This window comes from Nocardioides speluncae (assembly GCF_003121585.1).
Classification (GTDB): domain Bacteria; phylum Actinomycetota; class Actinomycetes; order Propionibacteriales; family Nocardioidaceae; genus Nocardioides; species Nocardioides speluncae.
Genome location: NZ_QEOO01000003.1, coordinates 32,218 through 53,164, shown reverse-complemented (window position 1 = coordinate 53,164; position 20,947 = coordinate 32,218). Strand labels below are relative to the sequence as shown.

The window sequence follows — 20,947 nt, the reverse complement described above, 5'->3', positions numbered from 1 at the left end:
CCGCCCGCCCGGGAGTAGAGAGGGACCCACGTGCCGGACTCCAGTCCCAACCGGATAGACGCCAGTAGACCTGATGCGACAGCCGAGCTGACCGCCGCGCTCACCGAGCGGATCCTGGTCATCGACGGCGCGATGGGCACGATGATCCAGGGCTACCAGCTGGAGGACGCGCAGTACCGGGGCGAGCGGTTCGCCGACTTCGAGGGCGAGCTCAAGGGCAACAACGACCTGCTGGTCCTCACCCAGCCCGACCTGATCCGCGAGATCCACGCCGCCTACCTCGACGCCGGCGCCGACCTGATCTCGACCAACACTTTCAACGGCACCCGCGTCTCCCAGGCCGACTACGGCCTCGAGGACCTCTGCTACGAGCTCAACGTCGCGGCCGCCCGGGTTGCTCGCGAGGCGGTCGACGCGGTCAGTACGCCGGACCGGCCGCGCTACGTGGTCGGCTCGCTCGGCCCCACCACCAAGACCGCCTCGATCTCGCCCGACGTCAACGACCCCGGCGCGCGTAACGTCAGCTTCGACGAGCTGGTCGAGGCGTACCACGAGGAGGCCAGCGGCCTGGTCGACGGCGGCGCGGACATCCTGCTGATCGAGACCATCTTCGACACCCTGAACGCCAAGGCCGCGATCTACGCGGTCGAGACCCTGTTCGAGGAGCGCGACCGGCGCTGGCCAGTCATCGTGTCCGGCACCATCACCGACGCGTCCGGCCGCACCTTGTCCGGCCAGGTGACCGAGGCGTTCTGGAACTCGATCCGGCACGTCCGGCCGCTCGCGGTCGGCCTCAACTGCGCGCTGGGCGCCGAGGACCTCAGGCCGTACGTCGCCGAGCTGTCCCGGATCGCCGACTGCTTCGTCTCCGCGCACCCGAACGCCGGGCTGCCCAACGAGTTCGGCGAGTACGACGAGACGCCGGACCACATGGCGGGCGTGCTCGGCGAGTTCGCCGGCTCCGGCCTGCTCAACCTGGTCGGCGGCTGCTGCGGCACGACCGCACCCCACATCGAGGCGATCGCCAACGCGGTCAAGGGCGCCGAGCCCCGCGTCGTACCGACCGCTGCGCAGGCGATGCGGCTGTCCGGCCTGGAGCCGTGCAACATCACCGAGGACAGCCTGTTCGTCAACGTGGGGGAGCGGACCAACATCACCGGCTCCGCGCGCTTCCGCAAGCTGATCAAGGACGGCGACTACGACACCGCGCTGTCGGTCGCCGCGCAGCAGGTCGAGAACGGCGCGCAGGTCATCGACGTCAACATGGACGAGGGCATGATCGACGGCGTCGCCGCGATGGACCGCTTCCTGAAGCTGATCGCGTCCGAGCCCGACATCAGCCGGGTGCCGATCATGGTCGACTCCTCCAAGTGGGAGGTGATCGAGGCCGGCCTGAAGTGCGTGCAGGGCAAGGCGATCGTGAACTCGATCTCGATGAAGGAGGGCGAGGAGAAGTTCATCGAGCAGGCCCGCCTGGTCCGCAAGTACGGCGCGGCCGCGGTCGTGATGGCCTTCGACGAGGACGGCCAGGCCGACTCGCTGGACCGCCGCAAGGAGATCTGCGGGCGTGCCTACAAGATCCTCACCGAGCAGGTCGGCTTCCCGCCCGAGGACATCATCTTCGACCCGAACGTTTTCGCCGTCGCGACCGGCATCGAGGAGCACGCGTCGTACGGCCTGGACTTCATCGAGGCCACCCGCTGGATCAAGCAGAACCTGCCCGGCGCGCTGGTCTCCGGCGGCATCTCCAACGTTAGCTTCTCGTTCCGCGGCAACAACCCGGTCCGCGAGGCGATCCACGCGGTCTTCCTGTTCCACGCGATCGAGGCCGGGCTGGACATGGGCATCGTCAACGCCGGCGCGCTCGCGGTGTACGACGAGGTCGACGCCGAGCTGCGCGACCGGATCGAGGACGTCGTCCTCAACCGCCGTCCCGACGCAGCAGAGCGGCTGCTGGAGATCGCCGAGGCCCACAACAAGTCGGCCGACGAGGTCGAGGCGACCGAGGAGGAGTGGCGCGCGCTGCCACTCGGCGAGCGGATCACCCATGCCCTGGTCAAGGGCATCGACGCCTTCATCGAGGACGACACCGAGCTGCTCCGCCAGGAGATCGCCGACCGCGGCGGCCGCCCGATCGAGGTGATCGAGGGCCCGCTGATGGACGGCATGAACGTGGTCGGCGACCTGTTCGGCGCCGGCAAGATGTTCCTGCCGCAGGTGGTCAAGAGCGCCCGGGTGATGAAGAAGGCCGTCGCCTACCTGATCCCCTATATCGAGGAGGAGAAGGCCAACGACCCGGCCCTCGCCACCCAGAAGGACACCAACGGCACCATCGTGATGGCGACCGTGAAGGGCGACGTCCACGACATCGGCAAGAACATCGTCGGTGTGGTGCTGCAGTGCAACAACTACGAGGTGATCGACCTCGGCGTGATGGTCCCGGCACAGAAGATCCTGGACGCCGCCAAGGAGCACCAGGCCGACATCATCGGGCTCTCCGGCCTGATCACGCCGTCGCTGGACGAGATGGTCGGCTTCGCCGCGGAGATGCAGCGCCAGGGTCTGGAGATCCCGCTGCTGATCGGCGGCGCGACCACCTCGCGCGCGCACACCGCGGTGAAGGTCGACGGCAAGTACGACGGCCCCGTGGTCTGGGTCAAGGACGCCTCCCGCTCGGTCCCGACCGCGGCCGCGCTGCTCAGCGACGACCAGCGCCCGACGCTGATGGCCGGGGTGAAGGCCGACTACGACGCACTCCGCGCCCGGCACGCCGCCAAGCACGATCGGCCGATCGTGTCGCTGGAGACGGCGCGCGCCAACCGGACGCCGATCGAGTGGACCGGCTACCGCCCGCCGCGCCCGCACCTGCTCCTCCAGCAGGAGCGCGACGTCTCCTCGGTGACCGCGCGCGACGGCACCGCCACCCAGCATGTGCGGGTCTTCCGTGACTACCCGCTCGGCGAGCTGCGCCGCTACATCGACTGGCAGCCGTTCTTCAACGCCTGGGAGATGAAGGGGTCGTTCCCCGACATCCTCAACAACCCGGCCAGCGGCCAGGCCGCCCGCAAGCTGTACGACGACGCGCAGGCGATGCTGGACCAGGCGATCGCGGAGAAGTGGATCCGCGCCAGCGGCGTGATCGGGCTGTTCCCGGCGAACGCGATCGGCGATGACGTCGAGGTCTACCTCACCGAGCAGCGCGCCGAGCCGCACGCCGTGCTCCACCACCTGCGGCAGCAGGGCGAGCACCGCGACGGCGTACCCAACCGCTCGCTCGCCGACTTCGTGGCGCCCAAGTCCACCGGCCTGCGCGACTACATCGGCGGCTTCGCGGTCACCGCGGGACTCGGCTCCCAGGACAAGGTCGCGGAGTTCAAGGCCAAGCTCGACGACTACAACGCGATCCTGCTGGAGTCGGTCGCCGACCGGCTGGCCGAGGCGTTCGCGGAGCGGATGCACGAGCGGGTGCGCAAGGAGTACTGGGGCTACGCGCCCGACGAGCACCTCGACAACGTCGCGCTGATCAAGGAGCAGTACGCCGGCATCCGGCCCGCGCCCGGCTACCCCGCCTGCCCCGAGCACACCGAGAAGCAGACGCTGTGGGAGCTGCTCGACGTCGAGGCCAACACCGGCATCGAGCTCACCGAGTCGATGGCGATGTGGCCGGGCGCCTCGGTCTCCGGCTGGTACTTCTCGCACCCGCAGAGCCAGTACTTCGTGGTCGGCCGGCTCGGCCGCGACCAGGTCGAGGAGTACGCCGAGCGGAAGGGCTGGACCCTCGCGGAGACCGAGCGCTGGCTGTCGGCAAACTTGGGCTATGACCCCGAGGACTGAGGTCGAGATGCAGAAGCGAGCGTCAGCGAGCGCTGCCTCTCCACCTCGGTCCGAGGCGAAGCAGCCTGAACCACCGTCCCCTCAGTACCCGCTGCCTGCTGCTGTCCTCTGGGATATGGACGGCACGCTGGTGGACACCGAGCCCTACTGGATCGCGACCGAGTTCGAGCTGGCCGAGCGGTACGGCGGCACCTGGAGCGAGGCGCACGCGCTGGAGCTGGTCGGCAACGACCTGCTGGTGTCCGGTCGCTACATCAAGGAGCACATGGGCATCGACCTCGAGCCGGCCGAGATCGTCGAGCAGCTGCTCGACGGCGTGGTCACCAAGGTCGAGAAGTCGGTGCCCTGGCGGCCGGGCGCCCTGGAGCTGCTGACCGACCTGCGCGCGGCCGAGGTGCCGTGCGCGCTGGTGACCATGTCCTATCGCCGCTTCGTCGACCCGGTTCTGGCACGCCTGCCCGAGGGCACCTTCGAGGTGATCGTGACCGGTGACGCGGTCACCCACGGCAAGCCGCACCCGGAGCCGTATCTCGAGGCCGCGGCGCTGCTGGAGGTCGACCCGGCCGCGTGCCTGGCGATCGAGGACTCCAACACCGGCGTCCGCTCCGCTGAGGCTGCCGGCTGCACGGTGCTCGTCGTACCGAACCACGTGCCGGTGCTGCCGGGGGAGCGGCGGGTCTTCGCCGACACCCTGGCCGGGCTCGACGCGGCCGGCCTGGCCGACATCGCGGCGTCGCGAACACAACGAACAGAAGGGTGACGGGCGTCACACTCAGGCGTTGACTCCGCGGTGAGACCAACCGGAGGACGCATATGAAGCTCAAGATCGTCGCCCTGCTCGCCGCGCTCGTCGCCACCTCGATCGGACCGCCCTCCGCCGGGCAGTCGACGGCTCCCGAGCCCGACCTGCCACCAGCCACCTGTCCGGACTCGCTGCAGGCCGGCACGTCCTGCTACTCGGGTCAGCAGGCATCGGGGTCGTGGTACTGGATCGCGGTCCCCGAGGGCTGGGACGGCACGCTGGTCCTGCACGCCCACGGCGGGCCCGACCTCGGCGAGGCGGACCCGGCGCGGAGCAAGGATGATCTCGACCGCTGGTCGGTGATGGTGCGGGAGGGCTACGCCTGGGCGGGTACGTCGTACCGTCGCGGTGGGTACGGCACCCGGATGGGCGCCACCGACGTCGAGCAGCTGCACCGGCTCTTCGCCGAGCACTTCGGGAAGCCCGACACGACCCTGCTGCACGGCCAGTCGTGGGGCGGGAACATCGCCGCGAAGGCGGTGGAGATGTTCCCCGGCCGGTACGACGGCGCACTGCTCACCAACGGCGTGCTCGGCGGCGGCAGCCGCGGCTACGACTACCGGGTCGACCTCCGGGTCGTCTACCAGTACTACTGCCGCAACCACCCGCGGCCCGACGAGCAGCAGTACCCGCTGTGGCAGGGCCTGCGAGCCGGCTCCACGATGACCGCTACCGGCCTGCGCTCGCGCCTCCAGGAGTGCACGGGCTACCAGTCGGCACCGGAGGAGCGATCCGAGACCCAGCGTCGCAACCTCGCCAACCTGCTGTCGGTGCTGCGGATCCCCGAGCGCACCCTCTACTCACACCTGAGCTTCGCGACGTTCACGTTCCGCGACATCGTGCACGAACGGCTCGGCGACCGGAACCCGTTCAGCAACGTCGGCGTGCGCTACCGCGGCTCGGACGACGACCGCGCGCTCAACCGCGGCGTGCAGCGGTACGCCGCCGACCCGGGCGCGCGCCGCGACCTGCGATTCGACAGCGACCTCACCGGTCACGTGTCGATCCCGGTGCTCAGCCTGCACGCGCTGGACGACCCGACGGCGTTCGTCGAGCACGAGTCGGCCTACCGCGCGACGCTGCGGGGTGCGGGCACGGACCACCACCTGGTCCAGGCATTCACGACCGAGGCAGAGCACAGCTCGCTGAGCGACTCGGAGTACGCCACCGTCGTCGACGCCCTGCACGACTGGGTGCGGGGCGAGGGCCGACCGACCAGGGCCTCGCTCGCCGATGACTGCCCGGCCTTCGACGCGACGTACGGCGAGGGCTGCTTCTTCGACACCACGGCGAGGCCCGGGTCCTACTTCTCGCGGGTCTACCCGCGGCCGGGCGACACGGACTGGCCGGCGATGAGCCAGTGGCAGTACGACCGGTGGGAGGCGCGCGGGGACGTCGGCATAGCCTACTGAGCCACCTCCTGCGGCACCTCGTCGACGACGGGCTCGGGCAGCGGTGGCGGGGTGCCGCCCCACGCCGGGCAGAGCGCCCGGTGGGCGCACACCCCACACATCCAGCCCGGGCTCGGCTGCCAGTCGCCGGTCTCCTGGGCGGTCCGGATCGCCTGCCACAGCGCCTCGACCTTGCGCTCGGTCGCCAGCAGGTCGGCCTCGTCGGGCACGTAGCGGAGGATCTCGCCGTTGCCGAGGTAGACCAGCTGCAGCATCGCCGGAATCACCCCGCGGGCCCGCCAGATGACCAGCGCGTAGAACCGCATCTGGAACAGCGCCTTGCCCTCGAAGCCCTCCTTGGGGGAGTACCCGGACTTATAGTCCACCACTCGGACCGCACCGTCGGGCGCGATATCGAGCCGGTCGACGATGCCGCGCAGCAGCAGCTTGGAGTCGAGCAGCGCCTCGACGTACAGCTCGCGCTCGGCTGGCTCCAGCCGGCGCGGATCCTCCAGGGTGAAGTAGGTGTCGAGTACGTCGCGGCAGGACGCCAGCCAGGTCGCGACGTCCGGACCCTCCTCGCCGAACATCTCGGCGACCTCGGGGTACGCCGCCACCATGTCGGACCAGGTGGGGACCAGCAGCTCGCGCGCCCGCTCCGGGGTCCTCTCCGGGGCAGGCAGATCGAAGAGGTCCTCCAGCACCTGGTGGACCACGGTCCCGCGCACCGCCTCCCGGGCCGGCGGCTCGGGCAGCTTGTCGATGGTGCGGAACCGGTAGAGCAGCGGGCAGGTCATGAAGTCGGCCGCGCGGCTCGGCGAGAGCGCGCCCAGCACGTTCTCCCCGTCGACTTCCGTCGGCTGCTGCTCTGACAACATCACATACCGACCCTAGGCGACGCCACGGACATTCTTGGATGAGCTTGGATGAGCCGGAACGGCGATCGAGCGGCGATCGGATAGCCTCGAAGTGTGCCCGACCAAGATTCCAAGTCCCGTCATGCCGAGGGTCCCGTTCGCCACCCGCGGCCTCCCGGGACATTTCGGATCGGCACCCTCGCCGGCGCTGACGTCCTCATCTCGTCATCGTGGTTCATCGTCGCAGCGCTGATCGCGTTCCTGGTGGCCCCTCGAGTCGACGAAGTCGAGCCCGGTCTGGGCGGCTGGAAGTACCTGGCCGGCGTCGCGTTCGCCGTGCTGCTCTACCTGTCGGTGCTGCTGCACGAGGCCTCGCACGCGTTCATGGCCCGCCACTACGGCTTCCGGGTGCCCACCATCACGCTCCACTTCCTGGGCGGCATGACTGCGATCGACGGTGAGGCCCGCAAGCCGCGCGAGGAGTTCATGATCGCGGTGGTCGGCCCGCTGACCTCGCTCGCGGTCGCGGCGGGTGCGCTCGGTCTGTGGTTCATCACCCCGGACGGCCTGCTGAAGCTTGCCGTCGAGGGCCTGTTCGGCGCCAACCTCGTGGTCGGCGTCCTCAACCTGCTGCCCGGCCTGCCCCTCGACGGCGGCCGGGTGCTGAAGGCCGCGGTCTGGGGCACGACGGGCAACATGCACCGCGGCACCATCGTCGCCGGCTGGGGCGGCCGGATCGCCGCCATCCTGGCGCTGTGCTGGCCGATCTTCCAGGAGGTCGTGCTCGACATCCGCTCAACGATGCTCGACTACGTGCTGGCCGTGGTGATCGCGGCCTTCCTCTGGTCCGGCGCGACCGCCGCTATGGGAGCCGCCCGGATCCGCAGCAAGCTCCCGCACCTGGTCGGCCGCGAGCTCGCCCGGCGTACCCTCGCGGTGCCCGACGATCTCCCGCTCGCCGAGGCCGTACGCCGCGCCCAGGAGGCCGAGGCCGGCGGCATCGTGACCGTGACGAGCGAGGGCCTGCCCACCGGCATCGTCAACGAGCAGGCACTCCTCGCCACCCCGGAGGACCGCCGGCCGTGGCTGCCGGTCTCGTCGGTGTCCCGAGCGCTCGAGGAGGGGCTGACCCTGCCGGCGACGATCTACGGCGAGGACCTGGTGCTGGCGATCAGCCGCCGCCCGGCCGCCGAGTACCTCCTGGTCGAGGAGGACGGCAGCGTCTTCGGCATCCTCGCCACCGACGACGTCGACAAGGCGTTCCGGGCCGCCCACTGAGCCGACCCTGGACCGCGTTCGGTGGTTGTCGGAGGCTCCCCATAGGGTTCCGACATGCCCGCTGATCCGACGCCGCTCCCCGACGTACCTCCCGAGGCCTGGTCCGGGGTTCACCGCGGTCCGCTGCGGGCGGGCGAGTGGGTGCGGCTGACCGACCAGAAGGGCCGCCGGCACAACATCTGCCTGGAGCCCGGCAAGCGGTTCTTCACCAACCGCGGCCACCTCGAGCACGACGAACTGATCGGCCGCGAGGAGGGCTTCACGCTGACCTCGTCGGCGGGCGGCCAGTACCTCGTGTTCCGGCCGCTGCTGTCGGAGTTCGTGGTCTCGATGCCGCGTGGCGCGGCCGTGGTCTATCCGAAGGACGCCGCCCAGATCGTCTCGGCGGCCGACATCTTCCCGGGTGCCCGGGTCGTAGAGGCGGGCGTCGGCTCCGGTGCGCTGACCTGCTCGCTTCTGCGGGCAGTCGGCCCGCACGGCAAGGTGCTGTCGTTCGAGCGGCGCGAGGAGTTCGCGGACGTCGCCCGGCAGAACGTCACCCAGTTCTTCGGGGCCCGCGATGGACAGAGCCACCCGGCCTGGGAGCTGCGGCTCGGCGACCTGGCCGAGGCGCTGCCCGCGGGCGGCGACCGCGCCGACCGGATCATCCTCGACATGCTCGCGCCCTGGGAGTGTGTCGACGCGGTCGCCGACGCGCTGGTCGCCGGCGGCATCGTCTGCGTGTACGTCGCGACCACCACCCAGCTGTCTCGGGTGGTGGAGACACTGCGCGCCCACGGCGGCTTCACCGACCCGCAGGCGTGGGAGTCGCTGGTCCGCGACTGGCACGTCGAGGGGCTCGCCGTACGGCCCGGCCACAAGATGATCGGGCACACCGCGTTCCTGGTCACCGCCCGCCGGATGGCGCCGGGGGAGAGGCCAATGGCGAAGAAGCGGCGGCCCGCTCCGGGCGCCTACGGCAGCGACTACACCGGCCCGCGGCCGCCCGATCTGCCTCCGCAGCTCGCTGAGGAGGAGTACGACGCATAGCGCATCTGCGCTACGACCAATTCGTTAACGAGACATGCATCCCAACCACTTCCGTTCACCGGAGACGCGGGTAGGGTCGCAGAGGTAGGAGGTGATCGCCATGTCGGCATCGCACAACAGGAGTGCGGAAGAGCTGGCCAGCCAGGTTCGCTTCCTGGAGGCCGAGGTCACCGACCTGCGCCGCCGACTGGCGGACGCACCGGTGCATTCGCGTGGGGTGGAGCAGCGGCTCACTGACACCCAACGGTCCCTCGCGGCCGTGACCAGCCAGAACGAGCGCCTTGCGCAGACCCTGCGCGAGGCTCGTGACCAGATCATGAAGCTCAAGGAAGAGGTCGACCGACTCGCCCAGCCGCCCGCTGGCTTCGGCACCTTCCTGACGCGCAACGACGACGACTCGATCGACGTGTTCACCGGCGGCCGCAAGCTCCGGGTCAACGTCAGCCCGACCGTCGACCTCGACAGCCTGCAGCGCGGCCAGGAGGTCATGCTCAACGAGGCGCTCAACGTGGTCGCGGCGCTGGAGTTCGAGCAGGTCGGCGAGGTCGTCATGCTCAAGGAGATCCTGGCCGACGGCGACCGCGTCCTGGTGATCGCCAACGCCGACGAGGAGCGCGTCGTACGCATCGCCGAGCCGCTGCGCGCGGACGCCCTGCGGGCCGGCGACTCGCTGCTGCTGGACAGCCGCGCGGGCTACGTCTACGAGAAGGTGCCGAAGTCCGAGGTCGAGGAGCTCGTCCTCGAAGAGGTCCCCGACATCGACTACAGCCAGATCGGCGGCCTGATCGGCCAGATCGAGCAGATCCGCGACGCCGTCGAGCTGCCGTACCTCTACCCGGAGATCTTCAAGGAGCACAAGCTCAAGCCGCCGAAGGGCGTCCTCCTCTACGGCCCGCCCGGCTGCGGCAAGACCCTGATCGCCAAGGCAGTGGCCAACTCACTAGCCAAGAAGGTCAGCGAGAAGACCGGCGCCGAGGGGAAGTCGTACTTCCTCAACATCAAGGGCCCCGAGCTGCTCAACAAGTACGTCGGCGAGACCGAGCGGCACATCCGGCTGGTGTTCCAACGGGCTCGTGAGAAGGCGTCGATGGGCACTCCGGTCATCGTGTTCTTCGACGAGATGGACTCGCTGTTCCGGACCCGTGGCTCCGGTGTCTCCTCCGACGTGGAAAACACGATCGTCCCGCAGTTGCTCAGCGAGATCGACGGCGTCGAGACGCTCGAGAACGTGCTGGTCATCGGCGCCTCCAACCGCGAGGACATGATCGACCCGGCGATCCTGCGGCCCGGCCGCCTGGACGTGAAGATCAAGATCGAGCGGCCCGACGCCGAGTCGGCGCGCGACATCTTCAGCAAGTACCTCACGCCCGACCTGCCGCTGCACCCGGAGGACCTCGGCGAGTTCGGTGACGACCGCGACGCCTGCATCGGCGGCATGATTCGGGCGACCGTGGAGCGGATGTACACCGAGACCGAGGAGAACCGCTTCCTCGAGGTCACCTACGCCAACGGCGACAAGGAAGTCCTCTACTTCAAGGACTTCAACTCCGGCGCGATGATCCAGAACATCGTCGACCGGGCCAAGAAGATGGCGATCAAGGACCTCCTCGAGCACGACCAGAAGGGTCTGCGGGTGCTGCACCTGCTGCAGGCCTGCGTGGACGAGTTCAAGGAGAACGAGGACCTGCCGAACACCACCAACCCCGACGACTGGGCGCGGATCTCCGGCAAGAAGGGCGAGCGGATCGTCTTCATCCGGACCCTGGTCACCGGCAAGTCCGGCACCGAGCCCGGCCGCTCGATCGACACCATCTCCAACACCGGCCAGTACCTCTAGCCCGAGCAGCGCCGCCAAGACGCGGTACCGAAGAGTACGACGGATTCGCACGCGCGGGTCCGTCGTACTCTTCGGTACGGCAGCCCGGCCACCGATTGACCAGGTTCTGCCCGGTGCCTGCCCTCAACCTCCCGTTACCGTCGGCGGCAACGCAGGAACGCCGCACATACGGGGAGCGGCGTCACGGCAGAGGAGGCGTTATGAACTTCTGGATCATCGTCCTGGGCAGCGCGTTGGTGGTCATCGCCGCCGCGCGACTGCTGCCGGCGCGCTGGCGCCGGCCATGGACCGGCGATCCCAGCCGGAGGACCGGGAGCCACGCCGTCAACGCGGCCGGTGGGCTGGAGGCCGCGAAGACCTCGCACCGCAACATCACCCAGCTGCTCAATCCTCCTCCGGGCTAGCCCGCGAGAACCGCGACGGCGCCGGCCACCCCAGATGGGGTGGCCGGCGCCGTCGCTTGACGTGGGTCAGGCCTCCTTGCGGTAGAAGGCGCGGATCTCCTCGGCCAGCACGTCGGGCACCTCGATCGAGGCGAAGTGGCCACCGCGCGGCTGCTCGGTCCAGGACACGATGTTGGTGTTGTCGCGCTCCGCGAACGGCCGCATCGACTTGAAGTCGTCGGCGAAGACCGTGATCCCGATCGGACCCTCGTTGACGCGCGCCTCCACGTTCTTCTCGGCGTGGTAGTAGCGCACCGCGCCGGCGGCGGTGTTGGTCAGCCAGTAGAGGCTCACCTGGGTCAGCACCTGGTCACGGGTCATCAGGCCGGTGCCATTGCCGAAGTTCTCGAACAGCTCGTTGTAGGCCAGCTGGCCGACCGGCGAGTCGCTCAGCGCGGCCGCGATGGTCTGCGGCCGGGAGCCGTTCATGTGCGAGAACCCGTTGACGGTCTGGAACCAGCCCGCGAACTCGAGCGCCGCGTAGTCGCTCGGCCCCATCTTCTCGAACTCGGCCGGGTCGCCGCTCGGGAAGGCGAACAGCTGCAGGACGTGGGCGCCGAGGAAGCCCTCCGGGTTCAGGATCGCCAGCTCACGGGAGACCATCGCGCCGTTGTCCGAGCCGTGCGCGCCGTACGACGCGTAGCCGAGGCCGCGCATCAGCTTGTCCCAGGTCCCGGCGACCCGCTCCATCGTCCAGCCGCCGTCGGCGACCGGGGTGCTGAAGCCCATCCCCGGCATGCTCGGCACCACCACGTGGAAGGCGTCCTCGGCGCTGCCGCCGTACGCCTCCGGGTCGGTCAGCGGGCCGATCACGTCCAGGAAGTCGACGAACGAGCCGGGGTAGGTGTGGGTGAGCACGACCGGGGTCGCGTTCTCGTGCTGCGAGCGGACGTGGATGAAGTGGATGGTCTGGCCGTCGACCTCGGTCAGGAAGTGCGGGAACTCGTTCATCCTGGCCTCCTGCTCGCGCCAGTCGAACGAGGTCAGCCAGTGGTCGACCGTGTCGCGCAGGTAGCTGACCGGCGTACCGAGGTCCCAGGTGTCGCCGGGCGCCTCGGCGGGGAAGCGGGTGTTCGCGAGCCGGGCCTGCAGGTCGTCGAGGTCGGCCTGCGGGATGTCTACCTTGAAGGGCCGAACGTCGAGGGTGGTGGTGGGCTGCTGGTTCGTCGTCATATGGCTAACGTAGAGGCGGTTCCGGCACGCTTCGTTCCGGAACTTTCCTAGTTCTCACCCCAGTTGCTACGAATCTTTTGTTCGGAGTCCGGATGCTAGAGACCTCAGCTCGGCTATTAGCGGTACTCGGCCTGCTGCAGACCCGCGGAATGTGGCCCGGTGCCGAACTTGCCGCCCGGGTCGACGTCGGCGAGCGGACGCTGCGCAAGGACGTCGAGCGGCTGCGCGAGCTGGGCTACCCGATCGACTCCGTGCGCGGTCCCGCGGGCGGGTACCGGCTGGGCGAGCACGGAAAGCTGCCGCCGCTGCTGCTCGACGACGACGAGGCGGTCGCGGTGGCGGTCGGGCTCGGCCAGGTGCGCGCCGTACCCGGCATCGAGGAGACCAGCACGCTCGCCCTGGCCAAGCTGGAGCAGGTGCTGCCGGACCGGCTCCGGCGGCGGGTTCGTGCCCTGCACGACAGCACCGACGTCGGGCCGGCCAACACCGCTACCAACGTCGAAGCACCGCCCGTCGACCCCGGGCTGCTCGCCGACCTGGCAGCGGCGTGCCGGGACCAGGAGGCGATCCGCTTCTTCTACGGCGCTGCCGAGGAGCCTGTCGAGGCCGACCCGTACCGCCTGGTGAGCTGGCAGCAGCGCTGGTACGCCGTGGCGCGGCGCCGGCCGACGGGGGAGTGGCAGGCGTTCCGTGCCGACTGGATCACGCTCCGTGTGCCGGGTGCCGGCCAGTTCACGCCGCAGCCGCTCGAGGGCGGGGACTACGCCGAGTTCGTGCTCCGCGACGTCGCCTCCACCGGCTGGAAGGTGCACGCGCGGATCGCGGTCGACGCGCCGGCGGACGACGTACTGGCCCGGATCAACCCGACCGTCGGCGTGGTCGAGACGGTCGACGAGAACCACTCGGTGCTGGCGACCGGGGCCGACAGTCTCGAGATGATCGCGGTCTGGATCGGCCTGCTCGGTCTGGACTTCCACGTGACCGAGCCGCCCGAGCTGGTTGATCACATCCGGACGCTGTCCGACCGCTACCGCGGCGCGCTGCCCGCGGCGACCGCACGGCCCAGATAGCCGTAGGACCACGGCCGGGCCGCCTTCGGACCCGGCAGGTACTGCTCGGCCAGGTCGAGCACCTCGAAGCCGGCCGCGGCTAGGAGGTCTGGGATGTCGCGAGTCAGGTGACAGCCCCCGGAGAACGCGCGCTGCGCCGGCTCCAGCCGCCGCTGCCAGCGCGCCACGCCGTCGTCCGGCGCCAGCCCGTGCTCGAGGAAGTGGATCGTGCCTCCCGGCACCAGCACCCGGCGTACCTCACGCAGTGCCGCGACGGCGTCCGGGATCGTGCACAGCGTGAACGTGGACAGCGCGCTGTCGAACGCGGCATCGGCCGAGGTCAGCGCCTGCCCGTCCAGCCCGGTCCGCTCGATGGGAATCTTGCTGCGTGCTCGGCGCTGTGCCGACAGTTCCCACCCGACGTCCGACGGCTCGACCGCCGAGACCGAGGTCACCGCGGCCGGGTAGAGGCCGGTGTTGTGACCCGACCCGAAGCCGAGCTCCAGCACTCGCCCGTGCAGTCCCGCGCACGTCCGCTCCCGCCACGGTCGAAGCTCCCGGGAGCCGCACGCGACCTCGGTGATCCTCGGGACCACCCAGTTCTCCCACCAGCCCACGACGAACTCCCTTCGGGATCGGCAGCATTCGCAGCCTAGCCAGGGCCGCCCAGTGGGACACTCGCTCGCATGGGCGGGGAGGAGCGAAGCTGGTTCCACGGGTCGGATCATCCGAGCGGAGTCTCGTGGTGGGGCAGGCGGCCGGTCTGGCTGCGGCACGTGGGCTACTGGCTGGTGGTCGTCGGCCTGCTGGCACCCAGCATCGTCGGCACCCAGCCGCTGCGCCGGCCCGCCGACCCGGGGGAGAGCTCGCCCGAGGTGGCGGCCGGGGTGGCGGCGCTGACGCTGCTGATGGCGAGTGTGCTGCTGATCGCGATGCTGCGCGAGCTCGGTGACGTCGGCGTGGCACGGGCCGTCGGACGCGCGCTGCTGCTCTTCGGCTTCGTGCTCGGTGTGTCGGCGCTGCTGCTGGCCTTCCTCGCCCGCGACCTGGGAGTCACGATCACGACATGCCGGGTGGCAGCCGGCGCCGAGACGTGCGCCGGTCCGGCCAGTAGCCGCGAGGTGCTCGAGCTGTTGTCGTGGCACGCCGCCCGGACGGTGCCGGTCCTCGAGCTCACCGACTCCTTCGACTGGGACCGGCCGGCCCGCTCGGATCACCCGCTCGTCGGCGTCGCCATCGTGTTCGTCCGGCTGTGGATCGCGATCGGCGTCATCTCGGTGGTGCAGACTCTGTGGACCCACCGTCGGCCGGGTCGTGCTGAGCAGCCGGCCGAGTCGTAGCCGCCGCACGTCGGGTGTGAAGCAGCCAGGCGACACCGGCGAACGGCAGCACCAGCGGCAGCCAGCCGTAGCCGGCGCCGTACCGCGACCAGACGGTGTCGTCGGGGAACCAGTCCTCTTGTACGACGCTGAGCGTGCCGACCACGAGCACGCCCACCAGCTCGACCAGCACCGCGCTCCAGGCGACCTGACGCGACCGGCGGGTGCTGCGGGCGAGGGCGACGGTGGCGGCGACGTAGACGGCGGCCGCGATCGCCGACAGCACGTAGGGGAACGGCGCCTCGTCGGCCTTCGTTCCGAGCTGGACGAGCGAGCGGCCGGCCGCGGAGACCGCGAACACGGCGTACACGGCGATCAGGACCCGGCCGGGCCCGGAGCGTGTCGACCTCGCCTGGGTCACCTGCTCAGCCACCGGCGTCCCAGATCTGCTCGAGCCGCAGCACCAGCACGGGAACCACGAGCAGGCCGACCACCAGCACCGCCGTACCGGAGCGCGTCGGCTCGCCGACCGCCCAGACCGCCGTGAGGGGTACGACGACCAGCGCGCCGATCAGGTAGCCGACGAAGGTCACCGCCGAGACCTCCACGGAGTCGCCCACCAGCTGCCAGATGCCGATCCCGCACTGGGCAACCAGGCCGGCCTCCAGCAGCGTGAGCGCCGCGAGCAGGGTCCGGTCCGGCCGGCGGTCGATGACGACGTACCCCACCACCACGGCGGCCAGCGCCAGTGCGGCAATGGTCAGGGTTATCGACAGCGGTTCCAGCACGCGGTGCCCTCCAAGCTCCCGGGATCGACTTCACCGCGAGTCTTTCAGAAGCCGGCTTGCCCGAATGGCCCACCCTCCTTTACCTGAGAGCCACCCGGACGAACCCCGGGCCGGACCGAGGCGGCTGCCTAGCCTGCTCGTGACTTCATCAACCACGAGGGGAAACATCTTGAGCACGCTCAACATCCGCACCACGCTGGCTGTCGTCGGCGCGGCCGCGCTGCTGGTCACCGGCACCGATATCGCGACGTACGCCGCGACCGGCGACGGCCTGATCACGGGCCGGATCAACAAGGCGAACGGACCGACGACGATCGCCAACACCGGGCGCGGCCCGGCGCTGGTGCTCAAGAACCGTGCGGCGTCGCCGCCGCTGAAGGTCTCCAGCGGCAAGAAGATCGCCAGGCTGAACGCCGACAAGGTCGACGGACTGGACGCGAAGAGGCTTTGAGCCGGGGGTGATCCGGGTGGTGCTCGCTCGCCAGGGAGAGACCCTGACGAACCTCAAGTGGAAGGCGTTCCGGGTTCCGGCCGGCAGCTATCTGGTGACGTTGAACGGCATGGTCAGCAACCCGACCTCCAGCGGCGTTGGCTGGTTCACCTGTGTGCTGGCGGACGCCGAGCGCACCTTCCGCCCGAACGCAGATCCGAACATGGGCGGGGTCATGGCCGGGGCGCAGGCAGACTTCAGCAAGGACGTCTCCGACGGCGTCTTCGGCATGAGCAACGTCTACACGATCGCTGCCAGGCACCGGGTGGCCTACGCCTGCCAAGGTGGTGCCGGCACCGGAAGCGTGAAGGCGCAGGCGCCGATCACGGCGACTCTGCGCAAGGTGAACCGCCCGGCGACGAAGGTCGGCACCAAGTACACCCCGCCGCGCAGCGAGCTCAAGGGTGACCTTAGGAACCTGCTCGACTGACAGCGAGGCGGCTAGCCGGCCAGCCGCGCGTAGTCGTGTACGCCGCGCGCGGCCAGGCCGGCCAGCAGCTTCCGGCTGTCCGGGACGAAAGGCCAGGACGGGTCCGCGAGCCGCGCCGCCAGCCGGTCCAGGGTCAGCCACTCGCCCGAGACGACCTCGTGGTCGGCGTACACCAGGGGACCGTCCCAGGTCGTCTCGAAGACGTGCTCGAAGCAGCGCGTGGTGTCGTCCTCGTACAGCGAGGTGCCGAGCGCGGTGAGCGTGGCCGACGTGATGCCGAGCTCCTCGGCGAGTTCCCGGACCGCGGACTCCCGCGGGTCCTCGCCGGCCTGGATCACCCCGCCCGCACAGCAGTCGTGATGAGACGGCGCCCAGTCCTTGGTCGCGGCCCGCAGGTGGACGAAGATCTCGCCCGCCGAGTTCCTGACCAGCACGGCGGTCGAGGCGTGCCGCAGGTTGTCACGGCGCACCACCTCGCGCGACTCCGTGCCGACCACCCGCCCGTCCGCGTCGACGAGGTTGACCATCTCCTGAGTTTCGGTAGCCACAGCGTCCATCTTGTCGACCGCCCGGTTAGGCTCAAAGGCATGAGCGTTCGCCGGGTGATGGGTACCGAGGTCGAGTACGGCATCTCGGTGCAGGGCCAGCCGATGGCCAACCCGATGGTGGCCTCATCACAGGTGGTGAACGCGTATGCGTCGGCCACGTTGAAGGCGCGCCGGGCCCGCTGGGACTTCGAGGAGGAGTCGCCGCTGCGCGATGCCCGCGGCTTCGACATGTCGCGCCAGCTCGCCGACGCAAGCCAGCTCACCGACGAGGACATGGGCCTGGCCAACGTGATCCTCACCAACGGCGCCCGGCTCTACGTCGACCACGCCCACCCGGAGTACTCCACCCCGGAGTGCACCACCCCGCTGGACATCGTGGCGTGGGACAAGGCGGGCGAGCAGGTGATGCTCGACGCCGCCGCGCGCGCCGGCGCGCTGCCCGGCGGCACGCCGATCGTGCTCTACAAGAACAACACCGACAACAAGGGCGCGTCGTACGGCGCCCACGAGAACTACCTGATGCGGCGGTCGACGCCGTTCGGCGACATCGTCCGGCACCTCACCCCGTTCTTCGTGTCCCGCCAGGTGGTCTGCGGCGCCGGGCGGGTCGGCATCGGCCAGGACGGCCGCGAGCACGGCTTCCAGCTCAGCCAGCGGGCCGACTACTTCGAGGTCGAGGTCGGCCTCGAGACCACGCTCAAGCGGCCGATCATCAACACCCGCGACGAGCCGCACGCCGACCCGGAGAAGTACCGCCGGCTGCACGTCATCCTCGGCGATGCCAACCTCGCCGAGATCTCGACGTACCTCAAGGTCGGCACCACCTCGCTGGTCCTGGCCATGATCGAGGACCGGTTCTTCACCCGCGACCTGGTCGTGGAGGGTCCGGTCGCGGCGCTGCGCGCGGTCTCCCACGACCCCAGCCTGAAGACGCTGATCACGCTCACCGACGGTCGGAAGGTGACCGCCGTACAGCTGCAGCTGGAGTACCTGGACCTGGCCAAGAAGTACGTCGAGGACCGCTTCGGCAGCGACACCGACCCGCAAACCGCCGACATCCTGAGTCGCTGGGAGTCGGTCCTTGACCGGCTGGAGCGGGACCCGATGCTCTGCGCGACCGAGCTGGACTGGGTGGCCAAGCTGAAGCTGCTGGAGCAGTACCGGCAGCGCGACGGCCTCGAGTGGGACGACGCCAAGCTCGGCCTGATCGACCTTCAGTACGCCGACATCCGGCCCGAGAAGGGCCTCTACCACCGGCTGCTGCGGCTCGGGAAGATCGACCGGCTGCTCGGCGGCGACACCGTCGACCGGGCGATGCACGAGCCGCCGATCGACACCCGCGCCTACTTCCGCGGCCGCTGCCTGGAGAAGTACGCCGAGCACGTCGCCGCCGCCTCCTGGGACTCGGTGATCTTCGACCTGCCCGGCCGGGAGTCTCTGCAGCGGGTGCCGACCATCGACCCCTTGCGCGGCAGCAAGGCCCACGTCGGCGAGCTGCTGGACCGCTGTGACACCGCCGAACAGCTTTTCGCCGCGCTCACCCGATAGTCACGTTTGTCAACGCGCCCTGGGCATCGCAACCATCTGTCGGTTCCTCTGGATAGGGTCTAGGTGAGCCGCTCGCACACCCCCGGTGTGGGGCGGTCACCACACAGGAGGAGGCAGCCTGATGGCACAGGAGCAGAAGCAACCGAAGAAGGCATCGGAGACCGAAGAGGGCACCGAGGTCGCTCCCGAGGCTGACGTCGCCGAGCGCAAGGAGCAGCTCGACGAGGACATCGACGCGATCCTCGACGAGATCGACGACGTCTTGGAGACCAACGCCGAGGACTTCGTGAAGTCGTTCATCCAGAAGGGTGGCCAGTGAGCGAGGGAGCGCGGCTCTCTGCCGCCTACCTCACTCCCGGCACGTCCTCGTTCGCCGACTTCCTGGCCGACCAGGCACCCGATCTGCTGCCCGCGCGCCGCGCCGCCGTACCGCAGGGCAGCGCGGCTGACCTGGCTCCGCATGGCACCACGATCGTCGCCGCGACGTACCCCGGTGGCGTGCTGATGGCCGGCGACCGCCGGGCCACGATGGGCAACATCATCGCCCAGCGCGACATCGAGAAGGTCTTCCCCGCCGACGAGTACAGCGCCGTCGGCATCGCCGGCAGCGCCGGGCTCGCGGTGGAGATGGTGCGGCTGTTCCAGACCGAGCTCGAGCACTACGAGAAGATCGAGGGCACCACGCTGTCGATGGACGGCAAGGCGAACCGGCTGGCCGCGCTGATCCGCTCGAACCTGGCGATGGCGATGCAGGGCCTGGCCGTGGTGCCGCTGTTCGCGGGCTTCGACCTGACCACCGAGGCTGGTCGGATCTTCTCCTACGACGTGACCGGCGGCCGCTACGAGGAAACCGCGTTCCACGCGGTCGGCTCCGGCTCGCTGTTCGCCCGCGGCTCGCTGAAGAAGCTCTACCGGGACGACCTTACCGAGGAGGAGTGCACGATCGCGGTCGTGCAGGCCCTGTACGACGCCGCCGACGACGACTCCGCGACCGGCGGCCCGGACCTGACCAGACGGATCTTCCCGGTCGTCAACGTGATCACCGCCGACGGCGGCCGCCGGATCCCCGACGACGAGGTCGCAGCCCTGGCCGACCGCGTCATCGCCGGCCGGATGACCCGACCCGACGGCCCCTCCGCGGCCCTGACCTGATGATCTCGACGAGCTCGATCACCGGAGTGAACCCATGAGCATGCCGTTCTACGTCTCCCCTGAGCAGCTGATGAAGGACCGGGCCGACTTCGCCCGCAAGGGCATCGGCCGCGGCCGCTCGGTGGTGGCGGTCCAGTACGCCGACGGCGTGCTGTTCGTCTCGGAGAACCCGTCCCAGGCGCTCCACAAGATCTCCGAGATCTACGACCGGATCGCGTTCGCCGCCGTCGGCCGCTACAACGAGTTCGAGAACCTCCGGATCGCCGGCGTCCGGCTCGCCGACATGCGCGGCTACGCCTACGACCGGCGCGACGTGACCGGCCGCGGCCTGGCCAACGCCTACGCGCAGACCCTCGGCACGATCTTCTCCAGCGGCGGCGAGAAGCCCTACGAGGTCGAGGTCTTCGTGGCCGAGATCGGCGACGAGGCGGCCGACGACCAGGTCTACCGGCTGACCTACGACGGCCAGGTGGCCGACGAGCACGGCTACGCGGTGATGGGTGGCGCGACCGAGCAGGTCGTCGCCTACCTCAAGGAGCGGTACGCCGAGGGCGCGCCGCTGCAGGACGCGGTGCGGCTCGCGGTGGCCGCGCTCGGCCACTCCGACTCCGGCGACCGGGTGATCCCCGACGAGCACCTCGAGGTCGCGGTGCTGGACCGTACCCGCACCCAGCCCCGGAAGTTCAAGCGGATCATGCCGCCCCGGCTGGCCGAGCTGCTGGGGGAGCGTGGGCCGGAGACTCCGGACCAGCCGTCGCCCGACGACGACGCCGTCGGCGGGGCACCGTCCGCTCCGGCGACCGACGACCCGGCCGACCCGACCGACCAGGTGAGTGGCGGCGTACCGCCGCTGGAGGACCCGACGACCGGAGAACCGCCGGTCGCACCGCCCGCGGACGAGCCGCCGCCCGCACAGCCGCCTGTGGCGCCGCCAGCACCGCCGCATCCGGGGGAGCCGCCGATCGCGCCCTGAGCGCAT

Annotated in this window: 21 protein-coding genes; 15 read left to right on the top strand and 6 right to left on the bottom strand. The window is 69.9% G+C overall.

Features of this window, described 5'->3' with window-relative positions; all coding sequences use genetic code 11:
* Positions 1-30: 30 nt before the first annotated feature.
* From metH to DDV73_RS02040, 3 genes are all read left to right on the top strand, one after another.
* Positions 31-3,834, top strand: coding sequence for a methionine synthase (metH, locus tag DDV73_RS02050; protein ID WP_109505595.1), 3,804 nt, complete (start codon positions 31-33; stop codon positions 3,832-3,834).
* A gap of 91 nt (positions 3,835-3,925) precedes the next feature.
* Positions 3,926-4,594, top strand: coding sequence for an HAD family hydrolase (locus tag DDV73_RS02045; protein ID WP_276310075.1), 669 nt, complete (start codon positions 3,926-3,928; stop codon positions 4,592-4,594).
* A 53-nt stretch (positions 4,595-4,647) separates the two neighbouring features.
* Positions 4,648-6,048, top strand: a complete 1,401-nt coding sequence (locus tag DDV73_RS02040; protein ID WP_109505593.1) for an alpha/beta hydrolase family protein — start codon at positions 4,648-4,650, stop codon at positions 6,046-6,048.
* On the opposite strand, the gene DDV73_RS02035 is transcribed toward DDV73_RS02040, so the two are convergent.
* A complete protein-coding gene (locus DDV73_RS02035) occupies positions 6,042-6,905 on the bottom strand; it encodes a RecB family exonuclease (RefSeq protein WP_109505592.1) in 864 nt (287 codons plus the stop codon). The genes DDV73_RS02040 and DDV73_RS02035 overlap by 7 nt on opposite strands.
* A gap of 93 nt (positions 6,906-6,998) precedes the next feature.
* Between DDV73_RS02035 and DDV73_RS02030 the strand changes: the two genes are divergently transcribed.
* From DDV73_RS02030 to DDV73_RS02015, 4 genes are all read left to right on the top strand, one after another.
* Complete coding sequence (locus DDV73_RS02030) at positions 6,999-8,162, top strand: site-2 protease family protein (protein ID WP_109505591.1); 1,164 nt, start codon at positions 6,999-7,001, stop codon at positions 8,160-8,162.
* Positions 8,163-8,216: 54 nt separating this feature from the next.
* Positions 8,217-9,191 (top strand): tRNA (adenine-N1)-methyltransferase, encoded by a 975-nt coding sequence (locus tag DDV73_RS02025; RefSeq protein ID WP_109505590.1) that lies wholly within the window; start codon positions 8,217-8,219, stop codon positions 9,189-9,191.
* Positions 9,192-9,291: 100 nt separating this feature from the next.
* Positions 9,292-11,028 carry a proteasome ATPase gene (gene arc / locus DDV73_RS02020; protein WP_109505589.1) on the top strand — a complete coding sequence of 579 codons (1,737 nt, stop codon included), beginning with the start codon at positions 9,292-9,294 and terminating at the stop codon, positions 11,026-11,028.
* Positions 11,029-11,228: 200 nt separating this feature from the next.
* Positions 11,229-11,432, top strand: a complete 204-nt coding sequence (locus tag DDV73_RS02015; protein WP_109505588.1) for a hypothetical protein — start codon at positions 11,229-11,231, stop codon at positions 11,430-11,432.
* 66 nt (positions 11,433-11,498) lie between these two features.
* Here DDV73_RS02015 and DDV73_RS02010 read toward each other — a convergent pair whose 3' ends face one another.
* On the bottom strand, positions 11,499-12,644 hold the full coding sequence (locus tag DDV73_RS02010; RefSeq protein ID WP_109505587.1) for an epoxide hydrolase family protein: 1,146 nt from the start codon (positions 12,642-12,644) through the stop codon (positions 11,499-11,501).
* Between the two features lie 92 nt (positions 12,645-12,736).
* Between DDV73_RS02010 and DDV73_RS02005 the strand changes: the two genes are divergently transcribed.
* Positions 12,737-13,714, top strand: coding sequence for a helix-turn-helix transcriptional regulator (locus tag DDV73_RS02005; protein WP_109505586.1), 978 nt, complete (start codon positions 12,737-12,739; stop codon positions 13,712-13,714).
* Here the strand turns inward: DDV73_RS02005 and DDV73_RS02000 are convergent.
* A complete protein-coding gene (locus DDV73_RS02000; protein WP_109505585.1) occupies positions 13,672-14,310 on the bottom strand; it encodes a class I SAM-dependent methyltransferase in 639 nt (212 codons plus the stop codon). The two genes, DDV73_RS02005 and DDV73_RS02000, sit on opposite strands and share 43 nt — an antisense overlap.
* 69 nt (positions 14,311-14,379) lie before the next feature.
* On the opposite strand from DDV73_RS02000, the gene DDV73_RS01995 reads away from it, so the two are divergent.
* Positions 14,380-15,033: a hypothetical protein gene (locus DDV73_RS01995; protein ID WP_154402569.1), complete on the top strand. Its 654-nt coding sequence runs from the start codon at positions 14,380-14,382 to the stop codon at positions 15,031-15,033.
* Here the strand turns inward: DDV73_RS01995 and DDV73_RS01990 are convergent.
* Positions 14,963-15,445: a hypothetical protein gene (locus DDV73_RS01990; protein ID WP_338066371.1), complete on the bottom strand. Its 483-nt coding sequence runs from the start codon at positions 15,443-15,445 to the stop codon at positions 14,963-14,965. The two genes, DDV73_RS01995 and DDV73_RS01990, sit on opposite strands and share 71 nt — an antisense overlap.
* The gene (locus DDV73_RS01985; protein WP_109505583.1) at positions 15,438-15,800 is read right to left on the bottom strand and encodes a hypothetical protein; all 363 of its coding nucleotides are present in this window, start codon (positions 15,798-15,800) and stop codon (positions 15,438-15,440) included. Before DDV73_RS01985 ends, DDV73_RS01990 begins: the two co-directional genes overlap by 8 nt.
* Positions 15,801-15,969: 169 nt before the next feature.
* On the opposite strand from DDV73_RS01985, the gene DDV73_RS01980 reads away from it, so the two are divergent.
* The gene (locus tag DDV73_RS01980) at positions 15,970-16,251 is read left to right on the top strand and encodes a hypothetical protein (protein ID WP_109505582.1); all 282 of its coding nucleotides are present in this window, start codon (positions 15,970-15,972) and stop codon (positions 16,249-16,251) included.
* Between the two features lie 16 nt (positions 16,252-16,267).
* Positions 16,268-16,720 carry a hypothetical protein gene (locus DDV73_RS01975; protein WP_161962262.1) on the top strand — a complete coding sequence of 151 codons (453 nt, stop codon included), beginning with the start codon at positions 16,268-16,270 and terminating at the stop codon, positions 16,718-16,720.
* A gap of 11 nt (positions 16,721-16,731) precedes the next feature.
* Here the strand turns inward: DDV73_RS01975 and DDV73_RS01970 are convergent, their stop codons facing one another.
* Entirely contained in the window at positions 16,732-17,268 is a 537-nt protein-coding gene (locus tag DDV73_RS01970) for an NUDIX hydrolase (protein ID WP_240617052.1), read from the bottom strand.
* 39 nt (positions 17,269-17,307) lie between these two features.
* Here DDV73_RS01970 and dop point away from each other — a divergent pair, with 39 nt between their 5' ends.
* The 4 genes from dop to prcA all read left to right on the top strand — a co-directional run bounded on the left by dop (position 17,308) and on the right by prcA (position 20,941).
* On the top strand, positions 17,308-18,816 hold the full coding sequence (gene dop, locus DDV73_RS01965) for a depupylase/deamidase Dop (protein WP_109505579.1): 1,509 nt from the start codon (positions 17,308-17,310) through the stop codon (positions 18,814-18,816).
* Between the two features lie 121 nt (positions 18,817-18,937).
* Positions 18,938-19,135: a ubiquitin-like protein Pup gene (locus tag DDV73_RS01960; RefSeq protein WP_109505578.1), complete on the top strand. Its 198-nt coding sequence runs from the start codon at positions 18,938-18,940 to the stop codon at positions 19,133-19,135.
* Positions 19,132-19,968, top strand: a complete 837-nt coding sequence (prcB, locus tag DDV73_RS01955; RefSeq protein ID WP_109505577.1) for a proteasome subunit beta — start codon at positions 19,132-19,134, stop codon at positions 19,966-19,968. The genes DDV73_RS01960 and prcB overlap by 4 nt, the downstream gene beginning before the upstream one ends.
* Positions 19,969-20,002: 34 nt before the next feature.
* A complete protein-coding gene (prcA, locus tag DDV73_RS01950) occupies positions 20,003-20,941 on the top strand; it encodes a proteasome subunit alpha (protein ID WP_109505576.1) in 939 nt (312 codons plus the stop codon).
* The last annotated feature ends 6 nt before the right edge of the window (positions 20,942-20,947 follow it).

Excerpts from the sequence above, each read along its gene's own strand:
- DDV73_RS02025 (WP_109505590.1), top strand. The coding sequence starts at position 8,217 with ATGCCCGCTGATCCGACGCCGCTCCCCGACGTACCTCCCGAGGCCTGG.
- DDV73_RS02005 (WP_109505586.1), top strand. The coding sequence starts at position 12,737 with ATGCTAGAGACCTCAGCTCGGCTATTAGCGGTACTCGGCCTGCTGCAG.
- DDV73_RS02040 (WP_109505593.1), top strand. The coding sequence starts at position 4,648 with ATGAAGCTCAAGATCGTCGCCCTGCTCGCCGCGCTCGTCGCCACCTCG.
- prcA (WP_109505576.1), top strand. The coding sequence starts at position 20,003 with ATGAGCATGCCGTTCTACGTCTCCCCTGAGCAGCTGATGAAGGACCGG.
- DDV73_RS02010 (WP_109505587.1), bottom strand. The coding sequence starts at position 12,644 with ATGACGACGAACCAGCAGCCCACCACCACCCTCGACGTTCGGCCCTTC.
- DDV73_RS02035 (WP_109505592.1), bottom strand. The coding sequence starts at position 6,905 with ATGTTGTCAGAGCAGCAGCCGACGGAAGTCGACGGGGAGAACGTGCTG.
- arc (WP_109505589.1), top strand. The coding sequence starts at position 9,292 with ATGTCGGCATCGCACAACAGGAGTGCGGAAGAGCTGGCCAGCCAGGTT.
- DDV73_RS02015 (WP_109505588.1), top strand. The coding sequence starts at position 11,229 with ATGAACTTCTGGATCATCGTCCTGGGCAGCGCGTTGGTGGTCATCGCC.
- dop (WP_109505579.1), top strand. The coding sequence starts at position 17,308 with ATGAGCGTTCGCCGGGTGATGGGTACCGAGGTCGAGTACGGCATCTCG.
- DDV73_RS01995 (WP_154402569.1), top strand. The coding sequence starts at position 14,380 with ATGGGCGGGGAGGAGCGAAGCTGGTTCCACGGGTCGGATCATCCGAGC.
- DDV73_RS01960 (WP_109505578.1), top strand. The coding sequence starts at position 18,938 with ATGGCACAGGAGCAGAAGCAACCGAAGAAGGCATCGGAGACCGAAGAG.